The sequence below is a fragment of the Pseudomonas laurylsulfativorans genome (assembly GCF_002906155.1).
GTDB classification, from domain to species: Bacteria; Pseudomonadota; Gammaproteobacteria; order Pseudomonadales; family Pseudomonadaceae; genus Aquipseudomonas; species Aquipseudomonas laurylsulfativorans.
The window spans coordinates 24,430-47,088 of record NZ_MUJK01000002.1; the positions used below are offsets into that span (position 1 = coordinate 24,430).

General features: G+C 61.2%; 16 protein-coding genes and 2 pseudogenes. 9 read left to right on the forward strand and 9 right to left on the reverse strand.

Features of this window, described 5'->3' with window-relative positions:
- Positions 1-58 precede the first annotated feature (58 nt).
- From B0D71_RS06415 to B0D71_RS06440, 6 genes are all read left to right on the forward strand, one after another.
- Complete coding sequence (locus B0D71_RS06415) at positions 59-1,654, forward strand: FAD-binding oxidoreductase (RefSeq protein ID WP_103394055.1); 1,596 nt, start codon at positions 59-61, stop codon at positions 1,652-1,654.
- A gap of 5 nt (positions 1,655-1,659) precedes the next feature.
- Positions 1,660-3,249: a glycerol-3-phosphate dehydrogenase/oxidase gene (locus B0D71_RS06420; protein ID WP_103394056.1), complete on the forward strand. Its 1,590-nt coding sequence runs from the start codon at positions 1,660-1,662 to the stop codon at positions 3,247-3,249.
- A gap of 20 nt (positions 3,250-3,269) precedes the next feature.
- Positions 3,270-4,838 (forward strand): FGGY-family carbohydrate kinase, encoded by a 1,569-nt coding sequence (locus B0D71_RS06425; RefSeq protein WP_103394654.1) that lies wholly within the window; start codon positions 3,270-3,272, stop codon positions 4,836-4,838.
- 240 nt (positions 4,839-5,078) lie between these two features.
- The gene (locus B0D71_RS06430) at positions 5,079-6,368 is read left to right on the forward strand and encodes a phospholipase C/P1 nuclease family protein (RefSeq protein WP_103394057.1); all 1,290 of its coding nucleotides are present in this window, start codon (positions 5,079-5,081) and stop codon (positions 6,366-6,368) included.
- Positions 6,369-6,428: 60 nt separating this feature from the next.
- Positions 6,429-8,384 (forward strand): DUF1302 domain-containing protein, encoded by a 1,956-nt coding sequence (locus B0D71_RS06435; protein ID WP_205885985.1) that lies wholly within the window; start codon positions 6,429-6,431, stop codon positions 8,382-8,384.
- 146 nt (positions 8,385-8,530) lie between these two features.
- Complete coding sequence (locus B0D71_RS06440; RefSeq protein ID WP_103394059.1) at positions 8,531-9,904, forward strand: DUF1329 domain-containing protein; 1,374 nt, start codon at positions 8,531-8,533, stop codon at positions 9,902-9,904.
- Positions 9,905-10,078: 174 nt separating this feature from the next.
- On the opposite strand, the gene B0D71_RS32305 is transcribed toward B0D71_RS06440, so the two are convergent.
- Together B0D71_RS32305 and B0D71_RS32310 are read right to left on the reverse strand one after the other, a co-directional pair.
- Positions 10,079-10,942, reverse strand: a complete 864-nt coding sequence (locus B0D71_RS32305; RefSeq protein ID WP_420825131.1) for a methyl-accepting chemotaxis protein — start codon at positions 10,940-10,942, stop codon at positions 10,079-10,081.
- Positions 10,943-10,984: 42 nt separating this feature from the next.
- A pseudogene (locus B0D71_RS32310) lies at positions 10,985-11,998 on the reverse strand (methyl-accepting chemotaxis protein); the annotation flags it as partial.
- A 260-nt stretch (positions 11,999-12,258) separates the two neighbouring features.
- Between B0D71_RS32310 and pmrG the strand changes: the two are divergent.
- Both pmrG and B0D71_RS06455 read left to right on the forward strand, forming a co-directional pair.
- The gene (pmrG, locus tag B0D71_RS06450; RefSeq protein ID WP_103394655.1) at positions 12,259-12,930 is read left to right on the forward strand and encodes a lipopolysaccharide core heptose(II)-phosphate phosphatase PmrG; all 672 of its coding nucleotides are present in this window, start codon (positions 12,259-12,261) and stop codon (positions 12,928-12,930) included.
- A gap of 31 nt (positions 12,931-12,961) precedes the next feature.
- Positions 12,962-13,795 carry a phosphatase PAP2 family protein gene (locus B0D71_RS06455; protein ID WP_103394061.1) on the forward strand — a complete coding sequence of 278 codons (834 nt, stop codon included), beginning with the start codon at positions 12,962-12,964 and terminating at the stop codon, positions 13,793-13,795.
- 246 nt (positions 13,796-14,041) lie between these two features.
- Here B0D71_RS06455 and B0D71_RS06460 read toward each other — a convergent pair whose 3' ends face one another.
- Positions 14,042-15,448, reverse strand: coding sequence for a DUF2252 domain-containing protein (locus B0D71_RS06460; protein WP_103394062.1), 1,407 nt, complete (start codon positions 15,446-15,448; stop codon positions 14,042-14,044).
- Between the two features lie 74 nt (positions 15,449-15,522).
- On the opposite strand from B0D71_RS06460, the pseudogene B0D71_RS32315 reads away from it, so the two are divergent.
- Positions 15,523-15,735 (forward strand): annotated as a pseudogene (locus tag B0D71_RS32315) (group II intron reverse transcriptase/maturase); the annotation flags it as partial.
- 66 nt (positions 15,736-15,801) lie between these two features.
- On the opposite strand, the gene B0D71_RS06470 reads toward B0D71_RS32315, so the two are convergent.
- The 6 genes from B0D71_RS06470 to B0D71_RS06495 form a co-directional block, all read right to left on the reverse strand.
- Entirely contained in the window at positions 15,802-16,794 is a 993-nt protein-coding gene (locus tag B0D71_RS06470; RefSeq protein ID WP_103394063.1) for a LacI family DNA-binding transcriptional regulator, read from the reverse strand.
- Positions 16,795-16,869: 75 nt separating this feature from the next.
- Complete coding sequence (locus B0D71_RS06475) at positions 16,870-18,369, reverse strand: glycoside hydrolase family 32 protein (protein WP_103394064.1); 1,500 nt, start codon at positions 18,367-18,369, stop codon at positions 16,870-16,872.
- Positions 18,366-19,511 (reverse strand): ABC transporter ATP-binding protein, encoded by a 1,146-nt coding sequence (locus tag B0D71_RS06480; RefSeq protein WP_103394065.1) that lies wholly within the window; start codon positions 19,509-19,511, stop codon positions 18,366-18,368. Before B0D71_RS06480 ends, B0D71_RS06475 begins: the two co-directional genes overlap by 4 nt.
- A gap of 27 nt (positions 19,512-19,538) precedes the next feature.
- Entirely contained in the window at positions 19,539-20,381 is an 843-nt protein-coding gene (locus tag B0D71_RS06485) for a carbohydrate ABC transporter permease (protein WP_103394066.1), read from the reverse strand.
- Positions 20,378-21,340, reverse strand: coding sequence for a carbohydrate ABC transporter permease (locus B0D71_RS06490; RefSeq protein WP_027619324.1), 963 nt, complete (start codon positions 21,338-21,340; stop codon positions 20,378-20,380). The genes B0D71_RS06485 and B0D71_RS06490 overlap by 4 nt, the downstream gene beginning before the upstream one ends.
- Positions 21,341-21,360: 20 nt before the next feature.
- Complete coding sequence (locus tag B0D71_RS06495; RefSeq protein WP_103394067.1) at positions 21,361-22,635, reverse strand: ABC transporter substrate-binding protein; 1,275 nt, start codon at positions 22,633-22,635, stop codon at positions 21,361-21,363.
- Positions 22,636-22,659 lie beyond the last annotated feature (24 nt).

Genomic DNA, 22,659 nt, shown 5'->3' on the forward strand with positions numbered 1-22,659 from the left:
GGCTGACTAGTATGGGGGCCTGAAATATCACTGATCAGAACCGCAAAAGGACACACGCATGCGACGCTGGAACGGCTGGGGAGATGCAACCACGGTGGTCGAACTGCCGGCCCAGGGCGCGAGCTTTCTCGCGCAGCGGGTGGGTGACGGTCGAGCGCTGCCCGATGCGACGCTTGAGACGGCATTGGCCCGCGTGCCCGTATCGCGGTTGCAGCCACATCCCTTGTACAGCGTGGATGCCCATGATCGTTTGCTGCATGCCCGGGGGCAGAGCCTGCCGGACTGGCTGGCGTTGCGTGAAGGCGCGCTGGGCAATTATCCCGATGCCGTGGCCTTTCCCGAGAGCGCTGGACAGATTCGCCAGTTGCTGGCGCTCGCCGGTGAACAGGACCTGTGCCTGATTCCTTATGGCGGCGGCACCTCGGTGGCCGGTCACATCAACCCGCCGAGTTCCGCGCGGCCGGTGGTGACGGTTTCCCTGGCCCGCATGAATCGCTTGCTGGAGCTCGACGAAGAGAGCCTGCTGGCCACCTTCGGCCCCGGCGCCAGTGGGCCGCAAGTGGAAAGTCAGTTGCGCGCCCGTGGTTACACCCTGGGGCATTTCCCGCAGTCGTGGGAGCTGTCGACCCTGGGTGGTTGGGTCGCCAGTCGTTCCAGTGGCCAGCAGTCATTGCGTTATGGGCGGATCGAGCAACTGTTTGCCGGCGGGACACTGGAAACATTTGCCGGGCCGTTGGAAATTCCGAGCTTCCCGGCCTCGGCTGCCGGGCCTGATCTGCGCGAGGTGGTATTGGGCTGCGAAGGCCGTTTCGGGATCATCTCCGAGGTAAAGGTACGGGTCAGCGCACTGCCCGCCGATGAACGTTTCTACGGCGTTTTTCTGCCCGATTGGCCGCAGGCGCTACGCGCCATCCGCCAGTTGGCCCAGGCGCGCGTGCCGCTGTCGATGTTGCGCTTGTCCAACGCGGTGGAAACCGAAACCCAACTGGCGCTGGCCGGTCATCCGCAGCAGATCGCCTGGCTGGAGAAGTACCTGGCCATGCGCGGTGCCGGCGAGGGCAAATGCCTGCTGACGTTCGGCGTGACTGGCAATCGTCGGCAAAATGCGCTGTCCCTGCGTCAGGCCCGGCAGCACCTCAAGGCGTTCGGCGGGGTGTTTACCGGCACCTTGCTCGGCAAGAAGTGGGCGCAGAACCGTTTTCGATTTCCCTACCTGCGCGAAAACCTGTGGAACGCCGGTTACGTGGTCGACACCCTGGAAACGGCCACTGACTGGAGCAACGTCGATAACCTCCTGACGCTTGTCGAAAACAGCCTGCGTGATGCCTTGGCTGCCGAAGGCGAGCGCGTGCATGTCTTCACCCACCTGTCCCATGTCTACGGCGAAGGGTCGAGCATCTACACCACCTATGTGTTTCGCCCGGCGGCGGACTACCCCGCCACCCTGGCGCGCTGGCAGGCACTCAAGCAGGCGGCCAGCCAGACCATCGTCGACAACCACGGCACCATCAGTCACCAGCATGGCGTGGGCAAGGACCACGCGCCGTACCTGCGGCGGGAGAAGGGCGCGCTGGCGGTGGACACCCTGCAGGCACTGAGTCGGCATTTTGATCCGGCCGGGCGACTGAACCCTGGCACGCTGTTGCAGGCGTGACGGCCATGAGCCTGGACTGGAACGCTGCGTGGCGACAGCAGGTGCTGCCGACGCTGGCGAATGAAACCTGGGACCTGATCGTCATCGGCGGCGGCATCAGCGGCGCCGGCATCCTGCGCGAAGCCGCGCGCCGAGGCTGGCGTTGCCTGCTGCTGGAGCAGCGCGATTTCGCCTGGGGCACCTCCAGCCGCTCCTCGAAAATGGTCCATGGTGGCTTGCGATACATCGCCAAGGGCCAGTGGCGCCTGACCCGCGATTCGGTCCGCGAACGCCAGCGCCTGCTCGATGAAGCGCCGGGGCTGGTGGAGCCGATGAGTTTCATGATGCCGCACTACCGTGGCGGTTTTCCCGGACCACGGGTGCTGGGTGGTTTGCTGTCCATCTATGACGCCTTGGCCGGGCGACGCGGCCATCGCTTCCATGACGCGCAACAACTGCATTATCTGGCGCCCGGGGTGAAGGAAGATGACCTGCTGGGTGGCACCAGTTTTGTCGATGCGCTGACCGATGATGCGCGTCTGGTGATGCGCGTATTGGGCGAGGCCCGGGCCGACGGCGCCGTGGTGCTCAACGGCGTGCGCGTGCAGCAATTGCTGCGAGAAGAGGGGCGCGTTTGCGGGGTTCAGGTCGAAGACTGCGAGGGCGTCGGTTTACTGACATTGCGTTGCGGTGTGTTGGCCGTGGCCACCGGCGCGTGGGCCGAGCGTTTGCGCCTGCCCGATGCTCCTCGCCAGTTGCGCCCGTTGCGTGGCAGTCATTTGCTGTTGCCGGGCTGGCGCCTGCCCGTGGCGCAAGCCTTTACCTTCCTGCACGAGCGTGACCGTCGACCGGTGTTCGTGTTCCCTTGGGAGGGGGCCACGGTGGTCGGTACCACGGACCTCGATCATCATGGCGATCTGGACCAGAGCGCGAGCATCAGCTTTGATGAACTCGACTATCTGCTGGCTGCCTGCAGCCAACAGTTCCCCCAGGCCGAGGTGGTCGCTGCCGATGTGCTGTCGACCTGGTCGGGTGTGCGTCCGGTGGTGGGCAGCGCTGCGGGGGATCTCAAACCGTCGAATGAAACCCGTGAGCATGTGCTGTGGCAGGAGCCTGGTTGCGTGACCCTGGCCGGCGGCAAGCTGACCACCTTTCGCCCGCAGGCGATCGAAGTGCTCAAGGCCTGCGCGACCATGCTCGAGCGGCCCTTCGTTGATGACGCCGCGCCGGTGTTCGCCGTCGTGCCGCCGCTGGCGATACAGGGGCTCAGCGCCAACCGTTGGCGACGCCTGGCCGGGCGGCATGGCAGTGACCTGCCGAGGCTGGCGAAGCTGCTCGTCGAGCTGGGCCATGACACCGTCGGCGGCACTGACACCTTATGGGCGGAGCTGGCCGTTGCCTGCGATACGGAAATGGTCCTGCACCTGGATGACCTGCTGCTGCGCCGAACCCGCCTGGGCCTGCTGCTGCCGCGAGGCGCTGAAGATTATTGGCCAGCGATCCGCCGACTCTGCCAGCCACGGCTGGGCTGGGACGATGAGCGGTGGCAGCACGAACAGCAGCGCTACCTGGAGTTGTGGCAACGCCATCATGGTTTGCCGGATGCCGCGCAATGATGCCCATTGAAGAGAGCTCCATGGATAACCACCCGAACAAGCGTTACCTGTTGGCCATCGACAATGGCACCCAGAGCGTGCGCGCGCTGCTCTTCGACCTGCAGGGCAATCTGCTGGGCAAAGGCAAGGTTGAGTTGCAGGCCTATTACTCGACTCAACCGGGCTGGGCCGAACAGGACCCGGAGTATTACTGGGCAAAACTGGGTGAGGCCTGCCAGCAGTTGTGGCAGCAGACCGGCATCGATCGTTCACAGATTGCCGGTGTATCCCTGACCACCCAGCGCGGCACCGTGATCAACGTCGATGCCCAGGGCAAGCCGCTGCGCCCGGCGATCCTGTGGCTCGATCAACGCCAGGCCGAAGTCGAAGGCGGTATCAAGGGACCGTGGGGCTGGCTGTTCAAACTGGTCGGCGCGCAAGCCACGGTGGATTACTTTCGCGCCCAGGCCGAGGCCAACTGGATCGCCCGCCATCAGCCTGAAGTCTGGGCGGCGACCGACAAATTCTTGCTGCTCTCGGGGTTTCTCACCCATCGCCTGTGCGGGCGCTTTGTCGATTCCGTAGGCTGTTGCGTCGGTTACCTGCCGTTCGACTTCAAGCGCTTGCGCTGGGCCGCTCCTGCCGATTGGAAATGGCAAGCGCTGGCGGTGCGTCCCGAGCAACTGCCGAGCCTGCACAAGCCCGGTGAAATCCTCGGCCACATCAGCGCCGAGGCCAGCCGCCATACCGGCATTCCCGAGGGGCTGCCGCTGATCGCCGCGGGTGCCGACAAGGCCTGCGAAGTCGTGGGTTCCGGCGTTGTCGACGCAGGCACCGTGTGCCTTTCCTACGGCACCACGGCGACGATCACCAGCACCCGGTCGCGCTACCTGGAAATCGTCCCGTTGATTCCGCCATACCCGTCTGCGGTGCCGGATCAATTCAACTGCGAGGTGATGATTTATCGCGGCTACTGGATGGTCAGCTGGTTCAAGAACGAGTTCGGCCTGCGGGAAATGCAGCAGGCCAAAGCCCAGGGCGTGGAGCCCGAGCAACTCTTCGATGCACTGGTCGATGCGGTGCCGCCGGGTTCGATGGGGTTGATGCTGCAACCCTACTGGTCGCCCGGCATCCGCGAGCCGGGTGTGGAAGCCAAGGGCGCGATGATCGGTTTCGGCGACGTGCATACTCGCGCGCACATTTACCGGGCGATCCTCGAAGGCCTGGCGTATGCCTTGCGTCAGGGCATGGAGAAGATCGAGAAGCGTTCGAAGGTCTCCGTCACGCGCTTGCGTGTCGCCGGTGGCGGCTCCCAGAGTGATGCCGCGATGCAACTCACGGCGAACATTTTCGGCCTGCCGGCCGAGCGTCCGCATGTCTACGAAGCGTCCGGCCTGGGCGCGGCCATTTGCTGCGCGGTGGGGCTGGGGCTGCACGCGGACTTCCCCACGGCCATGGCCGCCATGACGCGGGTCGGCGCAGTATTCTTGCCGCAACCCGAAGCGCAGCAGATCTACGAGCGACTGTACACAGAGGTCTACCTGCGCATGTATCGACAGCTCAAGCCGTTGTACCAGAGCATCCGCAAAATTACCGGTTACCCCGCTTAGGAGAACACCGAAGAACCCCTGTAGGAGCGAGCTTGCTCGCGATGACGGCTGCACATTCGACATCTGTGCTGGCTGATCCACCGCTATCGCGAGCAAGCTCGCTCCTACAGGGGGCGGTGGTGTTTTCTGCTACTTGCATGTGGCGCTATCGGAGAGCTTTTCTGGTGAGATCGGACAGTGTCAGGGCCAGGGTCGGTTGTTAGGCTCAACCCCCACGGCACATCCAATAAGAACCAGGCAATGAAGCTGACATTCCTCCTGTTGCTGCTTTGTGCAACGACCCCGACAGCCTGGGGCTGGTCCAACCATACGGTGGGCAGCTACCTGGCGTTGCAGGACCTGCCGGCCTTGCGCGACGCACCGCAGGTCAAGGTCGAACCGCTGGAACAGTTTCTCTCGCAACAATACGAGGCCGTGAGCGCGTTGCTCGACGAGCAGGAGCGCTTCGCCCGCAAACACTTCCCCCAGTACCCGCCACGCCCCGACAACCTGCGATTGCCAGCCGTGCCGGGGGACAATCTGCGCCACGACTTTCTCACCGCACTGCGGATCAACCCGCAGATTCATCTGGCGATGGTCATCCAGCCGATGCCGGGCAAGGATCTGCCCGAGCGTGAACACCTAAACGCCGAGCAGGTCATGGTCGAGCAGACCCTCTCGCCATGGAATCGCCAGCGCTTCATCCGCGTGACCGACAACGAAAAAGTCGCCCCCCTGGCCGTGTTGGCCAGCGCCGCCGACGAACCGGATTACGGCCACGACATCAACCTGTTCAGCGACAACCCCGGTGCAGTCGGTGCGCTGTACGGCTTCGGCCCGCAGCCCTTCGGTGACGCGCGGTTCCAGTACAGCTCCCAGGCGCCATTCCATATGGGCTTCTTCCATGAGAGCCCGGTGGTGTACGCCGCTGCCGGATTTCTCGAACGCAGTTGGCCCGACTGGCGCGCCTATCAATACATGGGGTTGGCGCGACTGGCCTTTGCCACCGGCCATCCTTACTGGGGCTATCGCTTTCTCGGCTGGGGCCTGCACCACATTCAGGACCTGACCCAGCCTTATCACGCCAAGCCATTGCCCGGCGTCGATCTCGCCAATCTTCTTCTGCTGGAAGGCAAGGCACTGGCCGGTTTCGCTGCCGACAAGCAGGCGTCCATCGAACGGGTCGCCACCCGGCACATGGAAGTGGAGAAGTATCAGTCGACCTGGCTGCGTCGTTTGCTGCGCGCCGGTCAGGCCCATCCGATGCTCGACGCTTATGCCGATTCTGCCCAAGACGCCCGTTACCCGTCGTACTCGGTGGACTACTTGCGCGAAGTGGTGAGTGCCGAGTCCGTCGACGAGTCCGCAGCGTTCGACCAAGCCATCGGCCAGTGGCTGGACGCAGCACCGATCACCAGCGATTTCAGCAGCGGTAACCAGCTGCAGCGCGAAAATTTCGACCATCCGGCACTCAATCAACAGCTGTTCAAACTGCTGGGACATTTCGGCGCGCACAGCCGGATTTACGCCCGTGCGGGATTGGCGCCATAGCCATTGCGGCCAATTTGACCGAACACAAAAACAATAAAACCAGGGAAGGAGGAACAGATCATGAATAGTCGAATTCGCCTGTGTGGCGCAGCGCTACCCGGCGTCGGCCTGGCAGGACTGCTGCAACTGTGCGCGGTCGACGGCGTGCAGGCCGAGGAGTTCAGCGTGCTGGACAAGCAGATCACCGGTTCATTCGACAGTACTTTGTCTTATGGCCGCTTGTGGCGGGTCCAGGGCCGGGACAGGAACAACGACGACGTCAACACCAACGACGGCAATCGCAACTTCGACACCGGGCTGGTTTCCGAGGTGTACAAGATCACCTCGGAGCTTGAGGCCAACTATCAGAACTACGGGATGTTCGTGCGCGGCACTGCGTTCTATGACACCCAGCTGATGGACAAGCGCAACGATTACTACAGCAACAACAACCCATCGCAACCCAGTCAGAGTTACCCGCAGGACGACCATTTCACCAGCCAGACCCGCGATATCGCCGGCAGCCGGGTGGAGTTGCTCGACGCCTATCTCTATGGCAACTGGGACGTGGCGCAGATGCCGCTGACGGCACGCATAGGGCGCCAGGTGTTCAACTGGGGCGAGGGGATTTTCTACCGTGGCGGGATCAACACCACCAACCCGGTGGATGCGGCCAAGTACCGTCTGCCCGGCGCCGAAGTCAAGGAAGTGCTGGTACCGGTGGAAGCGCTCAGCTTCAACATCGGCCTGACCGACACCCTGACCATGGAAAGCTTTTACCAGACCAACTGGAAGGAAACCCGCATCGACCCGGTCGGCACTTTCTACTCGCAGACGGACCTGTTCGCCGACGGCGGCAACACCGCCTACAACAACTTCAGCGGTACCGCGCTGGACACCCCGGTGCCTGGCTTCGGCAACGTGATCGACCTGTACAGCGCGCTGGGCAACAACCCGCTGCTCAACCAGGCCCTGAGCACCACCGGCCTGTACGCCAACGGGGTTACCCCGGCCTTTGGCAATACCGTCAAAGTGGCCACGGTCGGCAAGGATTACAACGCGCGCAACGACGGTCAGTTCGGTTTCGCTTTTCGCTACATCGCAGAGGAACTCAACAGCACCGAGTTCGGCTTGTACATGGTCAACTACCACGCCAAGGAACCGACCATTTCCGCCGATCTGGGCGGGTACAAGGGCATCGACATGAACGCCCTGACCAACCTGCTGGCCGGTGTCGCCGGCAGTCAGGCGGGGCAACTGGCCAACGGCCTGGCGACCATGGATGTGCTGGGCAATATTCAGGCGCATCGGCGCTATGCCGAAGACATCCGCATGTACGGCTTCAGTTTCAACACCACCCTGGGCCAGGCGTCGGTGTTCGGTGAAGTGGCTTATCGGCCGAACCTGCCCATCGGGGTCGCCGCCACCAACGACCTGATCGGCGACCTGGCCAACGGCGCCGCCGCAGCGGCAGCTGGCCAGACCATCAACATTGGCGGGCAGCAGGTCACGCTCGACAGCCAGATCAATAACGCCGAGCGAGTGGAAGCGTTCAACACCTCCATGGGCACCATTTACAACTTTGGCCCGAGCCTGTCTTTCGATTCGATGTTCGGCGTGTTCGAACTGGCGTCCGAGCACCTGCGCGGCAGCAGCCTGCAATACACCGCTTATGACGGCAGTAACCGTTACTACGCGGGCACCGGTAACTTTTCCTATGTGTCCGGTGGCGAGCGCGGCGACCAGGTCAACCGCAACTCCTACAGCTACACCGCGATGCTCAACGGCACCTGGAACGACGTGTATGCCGGGGTCAACGTCTCGCCTTATGTCGTCTACAAGGATGACTTCGAGGGCAACAGCTATCAGGCGGGCAACATCATCGAGGGCCGCAAGGCCTACACCCTGGGGATCAAGGCCAATTACCAGAACAAGCTGGAGGCCGAGCTGCAATACACCGAGTTCTTTGGTGGTGGGCAGGACAACGGCCTGCGTGATCGCGACAACGTTGGTTTCAACCTCAAGTATTTCTTGTGACAGCTCTTCCCCTTGTAGGAGCGGGCTTGCCCGCGATGACGGCAGCACATTCGACATCAATGTTGGCTGACCCACCGCTATCGCTGGCAAGCCAGCTCCTACAAGTGCCGGGCGCAGTGCATCTGCCTTTATTTCGGAGAACGATCATGTTTCACACTTCACGACTGACCAAGACCACGCTGGCGCTGCTCCTGAGTCTGGCCGCCGGCAGCGCGCTGGCCGCGGTCGCGCCCCAGCAAGCCGAGCAATTGAAAACCACGCTGACGCCGCTGGGGGCCGAACGTGCCGGCAACGCGGCCGGGACCATTCCGGCCTGGACGGGCGGCATCACCCAGGCGCCGGCGGGCTACAAGCCGGGTCAGCATCACCTGGACCCGTATGCGGCGGACAAACCGCTGTTCACCATCACCAAGGCCAACCTTGAACAGTACAAGGCCCACCTCAGCCCGGGTCAGATCGCACTGTTCAACAGCTACCCCGACACCTTCCAGATGCCGATCTATCCTTCTCGCCGCTCGGGTTCGGCGCCGCAATGGCTGTATGACAACACCCTGAAAAACGCGACCTCGGCCAAGCTGCTCGATGGTGGGACCGGGTTTGCCGATGCCTATGGCGGTGTGCCGTTCCCGGTGCCCAAGGACGGGGTCGAGGTGCTGTGGAACCACATCACCCGTTATCGCGGCATCTATGTGGTCCGACGTGCCTCTGAAGCTCCGGTGCAACGCAACGGCAGCTTCGCGCTTGTGACCTCGCAGCAGGAGGGGCTCTTCAACTATTACCGCCCGGGCGGACAGTTTGCCGACCTGAAAAACATCCTGTTTTACTACCTGGCCTTCGTGAAGAGTCCGGCTCGGCTGGCTGGCGGTGCGGCGTTGGTTCACGAGACCCTGGACCAGCTCAAGGACCCGCGTCAGGCCTGGGTCTACGACGCGGGCCAACGTCGTGTGCGGCGGGCGCCGAACCTCGCGTATGACACCCCGATCGCCTCCTCCGACGGCCTGCGCACGGCGGACGATACCGACCTGTTCAACGGCTCGCCGGACCGCTACGACTGGAAGCTCAAGGGCAAGCAAGAGGTCTACATTCCCTATAACAATTACAAAGTCGGCAGCCCTGAGGTGAAGTACGAGCAGTTGCTCACACCGGGCCACCTCAACCCGCAATTCACCCGCTATGAGCTGCATCGGGTCTGGGTGGTCGAAGGCACGCTCAAGCCGGGCGCGCGGCATATCTATTCCAAGCGCGTGCTGTTTCTGGACGAGGACAGCTGGGGCGCCGCCTTGGTGGATCAATACGACGGGCGAGGGGAGTTGTGGCGGGTGTCGATGGCCTACCTGAAAAACTTCTACGACCTGCCCACCACCTGGAGCGCGCTGGACGTATTCCATGACTTGCAGGCGCGTCGTTACTACGTGCAGAACCTGGATAACGAAGAGCAAGGCACCGTGGACTTCGCCCAACCGGTGCCGGAAGACGCGTACTTCATGCCGTCGGCGTTGCGCCAGCGGGGTACGCGGTGAGGGCGTAAGCCTTGGAAAGTTGCAGTCAGTCAGACCTCAATCGCAGAAAACCGGTCCTGTAGGAGCGAGCTCGCTCGCGAAGAACTGGCCAGCGCCGCGGTCATTCAGAATGCACGCGTTATCGTTGACCACCATCGCGAGCAAGCTCGCTCCTACAGGACGAGCCTGAATTCATCAGATTCGGAAGTGGCTCACCATCTGCTGCAATTGCCCACCCAACCGCGCCAGCTCAACGCTCGACTGGGCGGTTTCATTGCTCGCCGCAGCCGTCTGCTCCGACACATCGCGCACGTTGATGATGCTGCGGCTGATCTCTTCGGCCACGGCGCTTTGCTGTTCGGCCGCGGCAGCGATCTGCTGGTTCATCGACTGGATGTTGGACACCGTGCGGGTAATGCTCTCCAGTGACTCGCCGGCCTTGCGGGTCAGGGCCACGCTGCTGTCGGTGAGGGCGCGGCTGTTGTTCATCACGGCGGATACTTGTTGCGTGCCGTTCTGCAGGCCAGCCACCAGGCCTTCGATTTCCTCGGTGGATTTCTGCGTGCGCTGGGCCAGGCCGCGGACCTCGTCGGCCACTACCGCAAAACCACGACCGGCTTCACCGGCGCGGGCTGCTTCGATGGCGGCGTTGAGCGCCAGCAGGTTGGTCTGCTCGGCCACGGCCTTGATCACGTCCATGACGCTGCCGATCTTGTCGCTTTCCCGTTGCAACACGCTCATGGCCTCGGTTGAACGCACCACCTCGCTGGCCAGACGCTCGATCTGGGCGATGGCTTCGTTGACCACTTTGTCACCTTCACGGGCTTCGCCGTCCGCCGCTGCAGCGGCTTGCGAGGCTTCTTCGGCGTTGCGTGCGACTTCCTGCACGGTGGCGGTCATCTCGTGCATGGCAGTGGCGACCTGATCGGTCTCGACTTTCTGGCTGTTGACCCCGGCGCTGGTCTGCTCGGTCACGGCCGACAGCTCTTCGGCGGCGCTGGCGATCTGTGTCACGCCGTCGCGGATGCCGCTGATCAAGTCGCGCAGGGTCACGCCCATGCGCGCGATGCCTTGTTGCAACACACCGAGTTCGTCGCGACGGGTGACCCGTACGTTCTGCGACAGGTCGCCGCTGGCGATGCGATCGACCACCGCCAGGGTTTCGCGCAATGGGCGGGTGATCTGGCCAGTGATGACCACGGCGGCAATGATGCCCACCAGCAATGCCAGCAATGTGCTGATCAGTTGCAAGGTGCGCGCCTGGGCGCTTTCGGTGTCACGGCGATCAAGCTGGATCTGATACAGCTGATCGCTCTGGGACACGATGGCGGCGCCCTGGTCGGTCATTTCCTTGCGCGCCTGCACCGCGTCATTGCTGGCGGCCTTGTAGGCCTGCAAAGCGCTGCGATAGTTGCCCAGCGCGTTTTCCAGCTGACGCAGGGCGTCTTGCTGGGAGTCGGCGAATTGCGTGTTCAGTGGTTTCAGGCTGGCGATGGCGGCGTCCAGTTGGCCGACGGCTTTTTGCTCGGTCTCGGTATTGGTGCTGGCGGTGTAGCCGCGCACGTCGTAACGGGCCAGCAGGAATGCTTCCTTGGCCGCCGTGATGGCCTGGAACTGTTCGAAACGCTGGTCGCTCAACGGCATTTGCTGCACGTGGGTATTGATGTCATTGATCAGCGTGTTGGCGGTTTCGGCGTTGGCACTCATGGCGTCGCGGGCGCTGTTGCCCGCGCGATAAGCGTTGCGCATCTTGCCCAGGGACGTCTTGTAGGCGTCGACGACGGCGCCTTGTTCCCGGAGCAGCTTGAGGTTTTCCGGGCTATTGAACTTCGCCAGCAGGGCCTGTTGCTGGGCCGAGAAGGCATCGAGGGTGGTCTGCACGCTCTGCGCGGCGGTTTCGTCGCCGTTGGTCAGCATGTATTGCAGGCGAACTACGCGCAGCTTGGTCAGGCCGGCGTTGAGTTGGGTGATGTCGCTCATCCAGTTGCTGCGGTCGATCAACCCGCCCAGGCTGGTCCAGCCGGTCAGGGCGAGGACGCAGGTCAGTGCCAGGACCAGGCCGAATCCCAGACCCAGTTTCAGGTTCACGCTGATGTTGCCGAGCCAGCTATTCATCAAATTCCTCCAGGAACGTAGTACTTCTTTGTCGTCGGTTGGCTGGAAGATTGTTTTTTTTGGGGGCCGCCAAGCTGTGTAAGCAGGATGTATCGGCAGCAATCCCGGGAGCTGAAAGGATTTTTCAGAAGGGATTCTGTAACAGGATTTTTACAGTGCTTTTAAGCTTTTTTTCACATGGGTTTCACCCGCCACCGACGCACGCTTCTTTAACCTCCCGGGATCTAATGAAGTGGTGCATGCCGGCGAGGCGGCTTGATGTGGAATTAAGACTGAGTCTTTTCGGGATAAAGCGCTCGATCGATCTGAATCGCTTCGCCCGCTATCGCAACGCTGCGGTGGTGTTGGCATCGACGCTGCTGGTGATCCCGCTGACCGTATTCCTGCTGCGTCCCGCCACCGTTCCGGACCTGGCTCATGGCAATGTGAGCGGTGCGCAGGCGTTGATGACCGGGTGGGCCAAGGGCGATTTGATCGTGCTGGTGCGCCACGTCGAACGTTGCGATCACTCTTCGGCTCCCTGCCTGATCGGTAACGATGGCATTACCGAGCGCTCGCGCAGTGTTGCCACAAATGTCGGGGCGCATTTCCAGAACCTGGGCCTGGACAAGACCGATATCTACAACAGCCCGATCCTGCGTACGGCGCAGACGGCCAGCTTCATGTTCAACAAGGTCGGCACGGGCGAAGACTGGTTGATCAGTTGCAAGGGCACCATGCTGCGCGATGCGTTGGCGCACAAGGTGGCCGGGCGTAACCTGATTCTGGTGACCCACAGCGAATGCATGGCGCAACTGGAAAAAGAACTCGATTTGACGGCTTCGACCCTGGGTTACGGCGCTTCTTTGTTTATCTCCGCCGAAACACCGCACACTCCCCGCATGCTTGGCTTTATCGAAGCATCGGATTGGCCCACGGTGAAGCCCCATTGAATTCCACCCTCCCTTTGAATCAGGACTCAGCATGCTGACCGCTTCCCGCTACCGCTTTTATGCGGTGAACTTTGGTATTCCGCTGGCCTGCGCAGTCGCGGTTTTCCTGATGTTCGACATGACCAAAATCGACATCGCCTTCAATAACTATTTTTTTGATCCGGTGACGCAGACGTTCCCGTTGGACCAGGTCCATCTGTTCGAAAAAATCACCCACAAATGGGCGCGGATCATCCCGAACTGGACCGGTGAAATTGCGATTATCGGTGCCTTGCTGTCGTTTCTCTGGCCGCGTCTGAAGGCTGAAAAACACTCGAAAATCATCGCGTTCCTGGAAAAAATCAAAGTCGCACCGGTGCTGCGCTTTGCTACCCGGCACCGTCGCGATTTTCTCTACGTGGTGTTCGCGTTTTCCATCAGCACCGGGGTGATTCACTACCTTAAGGGCCACACCAGCGTGTATTGCCCGATCGAGACGACCCTGTACGGCGGCAAAATGGAGCACGTCGAGTGGTACGAGAATTTCAAACTGCTCAAGACCGCCGGTGATGGTCGCTGCTGGCCGGGCGGTCATGCGTCGGGTGGTTTCACCATGCTGGCGTTGTACTTCGTGGCTCGCCGTTATCGCTGGCGCTATTCCAAAGCGATCATGTACGGCTCGCTGACCCTCGGTTTCATCTACGGCACAACGCGGGTGCTGCAAGGCTGGCACTACATGTCCCACACCTTCTGGGCCGGGATCTTTGTGTGGCTGGCGTGTTTGCTGACGGCGCTGGCGTTCTACGGGCGAGCAAGGCTGGAACAGCCAGTGCTCTCCAAAGCGCAACAACCGATGCCAGTGGCTCAGACTCAACCTGTGAATTGAGTTGGCGTTGAACTGCAAAACCCGCACCCCGAAAGGGTTACGGGTTTTTTGTTGCCCGGGGAAAGACGCCCCACCTTCAACGATGCAGGCCGTCAGGCAGATTCGCAGGCAAAAAAAAGCCCGCGGGAGGGCGGGCAAACCGTAGTTTCTTGAATGAGCGAGCCAAATGTACAGGCTGGCGCGAGGTGGTGGGGTGAAGAAAAATTCATTTCTATCAGAGCCCCCGTACCAGAGCCTGCGACACAGCTACGGCAAATGATCAGCGGCAAAGTCGGCTTCCGAGCGCGCACGTAAACGGCCCTTGCGACAGGCCTGCTGGAAGCGCTCGAAATCGCGTTCGTTCTGCTCGGTATAGCCCTGGGCGTATTTATAAAGCGCATCGGCCAATGCCTCGCTCTTGCCGATGTAGCCACTGATCACCGCCGCGAGCCCCGAGGACTTGGCATGGGCGCGAGCCAGGGCCCGGCCACAGAGCCGGCCATAGGCCGCGAAGGCATCGCCATCGAAGGTTTCGAGTTCGGCGGAGATTTTCATATCGCGCAATTGCCGCACATAAAAGTGCCGCCCACTGGGACCGGTGGTCCAGCCAAGGAACAGGTCGCTGGCCGATTGCATCAACCGCTGACCGTCGACCACCCGCTGCCCTTCATGGCGCACCCGCGACTTGGCCTTCACGTAGCCGGCGAGCACCGAGCGCCGTGCTTCCTTGAATTGCAGGAACAACGGGAACTCCTGATCGTCGGTCAGCAGTGCTACCAGGCAACGGGTGCCGACACTGCCGACGCCCACCACTTTGAACGCCATGTCCTGAACGTGAAAACGTGACACCAGATCACGGCGGTCCGCTTGCAGGGTGCTTTGGTAATCGCGCATGAAAGTGTCGTAGAGCGGGCGCCAGTCCGAGAGGCGCAACCAGTCATCATCGGCGTCCAGCAGCGTGGTGTTTTTGTGCAGGTGGAAAATTTCCGGCAGGTCATCGCGAATGATCAGACGACCATGGGCGTCGCGTTCGCTGATTTTTGGCAGCAGTTCGGCATGGGTACGCCGTTCGGCTTTGGCGATGGCGCGTTCCACATGCTCCAGGGTGCTTTTGTTGGCCTGCGCCAGGAGGTCGTCATAGCTGATGGATTCGTACCAGGTTTCCAGCGAGCTCTGTTCGGCACATTCGAGCATGGTTTCCTGATAGGCGCCCACGACTTGATGGCAAACCGTTTCTTCAACCGTTTCCCCATGACGCAGATCGCGAGCCGCCACCAGAAAACTCGCCACCAGACGCTTCAAGTCCCACTCCCATGGTCCGGGATGGGCTTCGTCGAAGTCGTTGACGCTGAACAGCAGGTTGCGTTCAGGCGTTGCGAAACCGCCGAAATTCATCAGGTGACAATCGCCGCAAATCGGTGAAACCAGCCCCATGTTCGAGGTGCCCGCCAGGTCGTGGGCCTGCAGCAGCGCATTGCCGCGATAGAAGGTGAACGGCGACACCAGCATGCGCCCGTAGCGCAGTTCCACCAGCGATTTGACGCGGCCTTCACTCGACGCCTTGATCAGCGGTATCGGGTCGCGGTCGACATTTCCCAGGGACACTTGAGCACTGCGCGGGCACTTCTTGCGCGCATCCTTGCCTTGTTTCAGACGGTTGCTGAGGGTGGTCATAGGGGCCTATTCGACAGGTGGTGTAGGGCGATTGCGAATTGAGTGTAGAAGGGCTTTGCGGGTTTATCCGCAACCACCGCCAAGATGTACGCGCCGTCGAAATTCACACGCGCAAAGGCAGAATTGAGCAGGAGGGGATTTCCAAAGTGGTGATCGCCTGATTCAAGGGCATTGCTGCAACAGCTCACGCCGGTTTTCCACCATCGGACTACAGCTTCGGTTTTCGTCCGGGAAGAAAAGCTTACCTAGCCATCGAAGTTGCCCGCGTCCTGGTGGCGGCGCAACACCCCTAGTGCGCGACAAGCTGGCAAATCAAAAGCAAGCGGGCGTGCTATCACCGAACTATCTCATTCTTATAGTGATGACCTGACCACCAATGGACAATCAACTGGCTGGCTTCCCGATACCTCAAGGGTCTCGATCAGGTGCCGGGCAGCCTGACGACCGATCTCATAATATGGCAGTTGCACCGTGGTCAGTGGCGGGATGAACAGCTCGGCGATACCGATCATGTTGTCGTATCCCAGCACGGCGACATCGTCGGGAATTTTCAGGCCACGGCCGAACAACAGCTGATAGGCACAAAAGGCAATGCGGTCGTTGCCGCAGATCAGAATGTCGAATTGCGGGCGACCGTCGATGATGTGCCGGTCGAGGATGGCTGCGGTTTCACCATAGGCGTCATGATCGGAAAGGTCGTATTGCAGGAGTGCGTCAGGCGCCAGGTCGAATGCCTCACAGGCACGCTGCAGGCCTTTTTGTCGCAGGCCCCAGGCCAGGCTTTGCTTGGGCAGATTGATACACAGCGGGCGCCGATAGCCCTGGCTCAACGCATGATGTACGGCTCGGTACTGCCCTGTTTCGTCGTCCGGCACATAACTTACCAGGTGACGGTCATCGGCCAGGCAATTGGCGAGTACCAGGGGTTTGCTCTTCAAGCGCTCGGGAATGCACACCTGGCGAAACCCCATGGCGCTGAAGATCAACCCGTCGGGACGGTGCGACAACATCAGGTCGATGTTCTGGTCGGTGGGCGGGTTGCTCAACAGGTTGAGGATAAAGACGTTCCAGCCGGCTTGCTGTGCGGTCTGTTCGATGGACAGCAGCAGCTCGACCGCGAACGGTGTGGTCGCAGTGTCCAGCGCGAACACACCAATGGTTCGCGACTGCAGATTGTCGCCGCGCATTCTGCGTGCCGACAAACTCGGCACGAATTGCAGTTCATCAATCGCTTGGCGCACCCGCTGCAGGGTTTCGGGGCTCAATTTTTCCGGATTATTGAGCGCTCGAGAAACGGTCATCAGAGACACGCCGGCCAGCTGTGCAACGTCTTTCACTGAAGTCATGCGAGGCGAAACCTGTCAGGTTGACGCAGAATCATGCCACATGCCCCGCGCTTCTCGCGACCCGAATGACGCGCCTCACAACCAGCCCGAGGCAAGAGGCCATGCCTTGGGAATGGAGACGCGCCCGCCACTTCCACTGGCAAGCAGCTTCACGCCCAGACTGTCTGCCCGCGGATAAAGGCGACTGCTGAGGGTGAAGTGCCCGTTTTCGTCGAACACCTCGATGGACGAGCGATCGAGGAACACATGCAGCTCCAGGCGCTCCTGTGCAGGGTCTATCGCCACGCTGCGCTGACCGCTGACTTGCGCACCCGAGCGGCTGCGGTCAAGCACCAGTCGATGCAGGGCCGCATCGTAGTAGAGCAGGGTCTCCTCCTGGCCGTCCTCACTGCAACGCAAGGCGATTCCCAAGTGCCCGGTGCAGTCGAGCAGATCCAGATGCACATGGATTTCGAGCATGTCGCCATTCACTTCCGGCACCCAGCGGGTTCCCGATTCATCCCACCACGGCGTACCCGGCAATGGCGCTTTGCGCAGAGCGGTGAGTTCCCGTGCCGGATACATGTAAAGGCGATCGGCGCACAGTTCCAGTTCGCGCGGCAAACCGAGCATGCCACACCAGTGATGGGCCTGGCTCGGCATCGGGCTTTCCCACATGTCGAGCCACGCCCACACCAGGCGCCGACCGTCGGCGGCGATTAGGGTTTGCGCGGCATAGAAATCATGGCCGTTATCCAGCTCGATAAAAGGTCCGCCCGTGAAGTGCCATTCGCTGTCGAGTCGGCCCACTCGATAACCGGTCTGGTACTTGTTGAGCCGGTCGAAACCTTCGGGTTGCATGCCCTGGGGGGAGTACAGCAGCACATCGCGTCCGTTCAGTCGGAACAGATCCGGGCACTCCCACATATAGCCATCACCCTCGCTGCCGCTGGACACATAGTCGAGGAACTCCCAGGTATGCAGATCCGTGGAACGGTACAGCGGGAGCAACGGCACATCGCCCAGGCGGGCGCCGGCAATCAGGTACCAGCCGTCATTCTCCTGCCATACCTTGGGGTCACGAAAATGCATGATAGCGTCTTGCGGCGCGCTCTCGATAACGACGCCATGCTTGACGAACCGGATGCCGTCGCTGCTGGTGGCCAGGCACTGGACTTGACGGATGAAACGCTCGTCACCGACTTCCCCCAGCCAGGTATGCCCGGTGTAGATCAGCGCCAGGGTATCGCCACAGACCACCGCGCTACCGGAAAAACAGCCGTCACGGTCGAAGTCATCGCCGGGTGCCAATGCAATGGGCAGATGCTGCCAATGGACCAGATCGGCACTCTTTGCATGCCCCCAATACATCGGGCCCCATTTTGCTTCGAACGGGTAATGCTGATAGAAAACGTGATATTCGCCGCGAAAGTACACGACCCCGTTAGGGTCGTTCATCCAGCCCACTGGAGGGGCAATGTGATAACCGGGTCGATAATCGTGGATGACGCGAGACAGGCCGTCACGCAGCGCATGCTGCGCAAGCTCAAGGGCACCAGACATGGGAACGCTCATGGGATTCAAGGACTCAGTCATAGGACGCCTGCTCGTACCGAGCGCAGAGGGGCGCCATCTGATGGGGTTTCAATCGTCTGTGGGTGGCGCTTCAAGGCCGTGCCGTCGGCGTCGAACAGGTGCAGATGGGCGATCTCCAGTTGCAGCTCGACCCGGTCGCCGACTTGCCATCCGGCGCTGACCTCGCAACGACAAACCAGCGGTTCGTCCTGCGCTGTCATGAGGTGCACATAGGTTTCGCTGCCCAGGTATTCAACCCCGGTCACGGCGATGCCGCTGCTGCCCGTGGCCGCTTTGAGTGACATGTGCTCCGGGCGAATCCCCAGGCTCAGCGGCGTGCCCGGCGCCAGATTCGAGCTGTCGAAGGGCAGGGACGTGGTGCCCCATATACCGGTATCGACCTGGCTGTTTTCACCGGGTGCCTGCAGGAGCGCGGGCAGGAAATTCATCGTGGGCGAACCCAGGAAGCCTGCGACAAAGCGGCTGGCCGGGCGCTCATAGAGTTCGCGCGGTGAGCCGACCTGTTCGACGCGACCACCATTGAGCACGACAATTTTGTCGGCCAGGGTCATCGCTTCAACCTGATCGTGGGTGACATAGATCATGGTCGAGCCCAGACGATCATGCAGCCGGGCGATTTCGTTGCGCATTTGTACGCGCAAGGATGCATCCAGGTTGGAGAGCGGCTCATCGAACAACAAAATGTCCGGTTCCCGCGCCATGGCCCTGCCCATGGCCACACGCTGACGTTGTCCTCCAGACAGCTCCCTTGGCTTGCGTTGCAGCAGTTTGTCCAATTGCAGGATTTGCGCAGTTTTCAGCACGCGTTCGCGCAGGCTGCTCTTTTCCGTCTTGGCCAGTTTGAGACCAAAACTGATGTTGTCGTAGACGCTCATGTGCGGGTACAGCGCATAAGACTGAAACACCATGCCGACGCCACGTTCGCGTGGCTCCAGGTCGTTGACCCGCCGCCCGTCGATCAGCAGGTCGCCGCCGCAGATCGAATCCAGTCCGGCGATCAGTCGCAGCAGGGTCGACTTTCCGCAGCCCGAAGGACCGACGAACACCACGAATTCACCCGCTGCGATTTCGAGGCTGACGTCGCGCAGAATCCGCGCGCCGCCCAATTGTTTGTTCACGTTGTCTAGCTTCAATTTGATCACGATGCTGTTCCTTGTCTTTGTTGGGCATCAACCCTTTAACGCGCCGGCAGTGAGACCGGAAACGATTCGGCGCTGGAAGATCAACACCAGAATCACCAGTGGGACGGTGACCAGCACCGAGGCGGCCATCAACAACCCCCAAGGCAACTCGTGGGGGCTGCCGCCGGAAATCAGGGCAATGGCGACCGGCACTGTGCGTTGCGTGTCGGTGAGGGTGAAGGTCAGGGCAAACAGGAACTCGTTCCAGGCGGCGATGAACGCCAATAAGCCAGTGGTGACCAGTGCGGGCCAGAGCAGCGGCAACAGCACCCGGGTCAACGTGACCCAGGGGGACGCGCCATCCATGATTGCCGCTTCCTCCAGTTCATGGGGCAGTTGTCCCATGAACGTAGTCAGCACCCAGACGGTGAAGGGCAGGGTGAAAATCGTGTAGCTCAGGATCAATGCCCAGGACGTGTTGTACAGGCCCAGCGCGCGAATCACCTCGAACAGCCCCGACAGCACCGCAACCTGGGGAAACATCGACACGCCCAGGACCATCATCAAGACCACGCCGCGGCCACGGAACTTCACCCGGCCCAAGGCATAGGCGGCGGTCAGGCTGAGGAATAGCGCCAGCATCACCACGCACAGAGCAACCATCAGCGAGTTACCGATTGCCTGCAGGAACGAGGCTTGATGGAGCACTGCCGCGTAATTGGAGAAGTCGGGGTTTTTGATCCAGTAGCTCACCTCGAACAAGGCGCTGGACGGCTTCAGCGACGTCACGATGGCGTAGTAGAAAGGGAAGACCGCATACAGCAGCAATACCCCGATCAGGCACCAGAACCCGAGGCGCAACAGTGCTTTTTTCAGTAGACGCGGGCTCATGAGCGCACCTCCAATTGACGACGTCCGAGGTAGAGGTAAAGCAGGGCGATGACCGCAACCACCAGGAACAGCAGCGTCGAGGCCGCGCTGCCGTAGCCGACGTCCTGAAACTCCACCAGATGCTGGCGGGCGTAGACCGACATACTCATGGTGCTCGATGAGTTCGAGGTCAGCACATAGATAACGTCGAATACCCGCAGCGAGTCGAGGATGCGGAAGATCGCCGCCACCAGCAGGGCGGGCATCAGCAGGGGAAGCGTGACACGCCAGAACACCCTCAGCGGGTGAATGCCATCGACCCTGGCGGCCTCGTAGCAATCGCTCGGTAACATCTGCAAGGCCGCCAGCATCAGCAGCGTGACAAAGGGCACGGTCTTCCAGACATCGACGATAATCACCGCCCACATCGACAGATCCGCATCGGCCGTCCAGGCCAGGGGCGCATCAATCAGGCCGAGGCTGAGCATCATGTGATTGATGATGCCGAATTGGTCGTTGAGCATCCATGACCAGATCTTCGCCGAGACAATGGTCGGAATCGCCCAGGGAATCAGAATCAACGCACGCACCAGAGAGCGTCCGGTGAACTTGACGTTGAGCAGCAACGCCACCAGCAATCCCAGGACGATTTCCAGGCCCACCGACACCACGGTGAAATGCAAGGTGTTGCGCACCGCGTTCCACCATTGAGGATCAACCAGGATGCCTGACCAGGAGGAACCGTTGTGGAACAGGTAATTGCTCAAGCCGACGAAGGATCCGCCATCGGTGTCCGCCAGGTTGGCGTCGGTCAGGCTGAACCAGAATGTGCGCAGTAGCGGCCAGGCTGCCACCAGGGCCAGACACAGCAGCATGGGTGTCAGGAACAACCAGGCAGCGCGCACTCGGCGACGTTGTACGGGCGTTTCCCGGGTGAGCAGGAGCTCGTCACCGGGGGCATGGGTAGCGGAGACAGACATGGTGGTTTCCTTCCTTTGACTTACCAGTTCCGGCGTTTGATGCGCGTGAGTTCGCTTTCCAGGTCGGCCAGTGCCTGATCAACAGGCAGCTCGCCCGCCAGCACGCCATGCACTCGATCGAAGAACGCATTGGAAACCCGTGGATAGCGATCGGCAGTGACTGAGGCGGGGCGCATGACTCCAGCGTTGAGAATGCTGTGCAGTTGGCTGTAGTAAGGCATTGCCGCGAGCAATTCGGGGTCCTGGTAGAGCGACTCGACAACCGGGTTATAGGCGCCTATCAGGGCACGACGTTTTTGCTCTTGGGCACTGCTCAGGTAGCTCACCAGCTCGGCAGCAAGTTTTGGCTGGGCGCTGTAACGCGATACCGCCAGGCCCCAGCCACCGAGGGTCGATGCATGGCTGCCAGCGTCGCCGCCGCGGGGCAGGGGAGCGACGCCGACCTTGTCTTTTACGGCGCTGTCCTGGCTTTGCACCAAGGCCCAGACATACGGCCAGTTACGCATGAACAGCGCATTTCCCGACTGGAATACGCCACGGCCTTCTTCCTCGGTGTAATTGAGCACGCCCCGTGGGGAGATGTCGCCGACCCAGCTTTTCGCCAGGGTCAACGCCGTTCTCGAAGCCTGACTGTTGACCACGATATCGCCTCGTGAATTGACCAGCCCGCCTTCGGGTTGGCTGCTGATCCACTCCAGCGCATTGCAGGTCAGGCCTTCGTAGGCGCGCCCTTGAAAGATGTAACCCCACGCATTGGGGTTCCCGGCCGTGCGCTCGGCCTGTTGAATACTCCTGGCGGTAGCGGTCATTTCCTCCCACGTCTGGGGTACCGGCAGGTTGTACTTCTCGAGCAGGTCCTTGCGGTAATACAGCAGACCCGAGTCGGTAAACCAAGGCATCGTCACCAGCCGTCCGTTCACCGTGGCGTTATCCACCTGGGCCTGGAAATAGCCTTGGGTTGCGTTGGCTGGAAGCACCTCGCGCAGATCCATCAGGTGTTTGGCCAGCATCCCCGGCCAGACCATATCGATTTGAATGATGTCGATGTCGGCGGACTGCGCACTGAGGATCTGCTGGTAGAACGACAACCTCTCGGTCGCCGAATTAGGCGTGGAAACCACCTCGACATGGTGACCGGTCTGTTTTGACCATGCCTCGACAGCCTCCTTGCACAGTTGCAACTCCGCACCCACCGCACCGCAGGAGATCGTCAGATCGGCTGCGTTCGAGAGGGATGGAAGCCCGGCACAGAGGGTGAGCAGTGCTGCTGGAAAGAGAGATTTGAGCAGTTTCATAAAGGCCCCTTTATTTTTGTTTTT

What these genes read in the sequence shown, in the direction of transcription:
- B0D71_RS06495 (WP_103394067.1), bottom strand. Translation starts at nt 22,635, where the DNA reads ATGAAACTGCTCAAATCTCTCTTTCCAGCAGCACTGCTCACCCTCTGT.
- B0D71_RS06430 (WP_103394057.1), top strand. Translation starts at nt 5,079, where the DNA reads ATGAAGCTGACATTCCTCCTGTTGCTGCTTTGTGCAACGACCCCGACA.
- B0D71_RS06425 (WP_103394654.1), top strand. Translation starts at nt 3,270, where the DNA reads ATGGATAACCACCCGAACAAGCGTTACCTGTTGGCCATCGACAATGGC.
- B0D71_RS06475 (WP_103394064.1), bottom strand. Translation starts at nt 18,369, where the DNA reads ATGACTGAGTCCTTGAATCCCATGAGCGTTCCCATGTCTGGTGCCCTT.
- B0D71_RS06460 (WP_103394062.1), bottom strand. Translation starts at nt 15,448, where the DNA reads ATGACCACCCTCAGCAACCGTCTGAAACAAGGCAAGGATGCGCGCAAG.
- B0D71_RS06490 (WP_027619324.1), bottom strand. Translation starts at nt 21,340, where the DNA reads ATGTCTGTCTCCGCTACCCATGCCCCCGGTGACGAGCTCCTGCTCACC.
- B0D71_RS06415 (WP_103394055.1), top strand. Translation starts at nt 59, where the DNA reads ATGCGACGCTGGAACGGCTGGGGAGATGCAACCACGGTGGTCGAACTG.
- B0D71_RS06455 (WP_103394061.1), top strand. Translation starts at nt 12,962, where the DNA reads ATGCTGACCGCTTCCCGCTACCGCTTTTATGCGGTGAACTTTGGTATT.
- B0D71_RS06485 (WP_103394066.1), bottom strand. Translation starts at nt 20,381, where the DNA reads ATGAGCCCGCGTCTACTGAAAAAAGCACTGTTGCGCCTCGGGTTCTGG.
- B0D71_RS06440 (WP_103394059.1), top strand. Translation starts at nt 8,531, where the DNA reads ATGTTTCACACTTCACGACTGACCAAGACCACGCTGGCGCTGCTCCTG.
- B0D71_RS06420 (WP_103394056.1), top strand. Translation starts at nt 1,660, where the DNA reads ATGAGCCTGGACTGGAACGCTGCGTGGCGACAGCAGGTGCTGCCGACG.
- B0D71_RS32305 (WP_420825131.1), bottom strand. Translation starts at nt 10,942, where the DNA reads ATGGGCGTGACCCTGCGCGACTTGATCAGCGGCATCCGCGACGGCGTG.
- B0D71_RS06470 (WP_103394063.1), bottom strand. Translation starts at nt 16,794, where the DNA reads ATGACTTCAGTGAAAGACGTTGCACAGCTGGCCGGCGTGTCTCTGATG.
- B0D71_RS06435 (WP_205885985.1), top strand. Translation starts at nt 6,429, where the DNA reads ATGAATAGTCGAATTCGCCTGTGTGGCGCAGCGCTACCCGGCGTCGGC.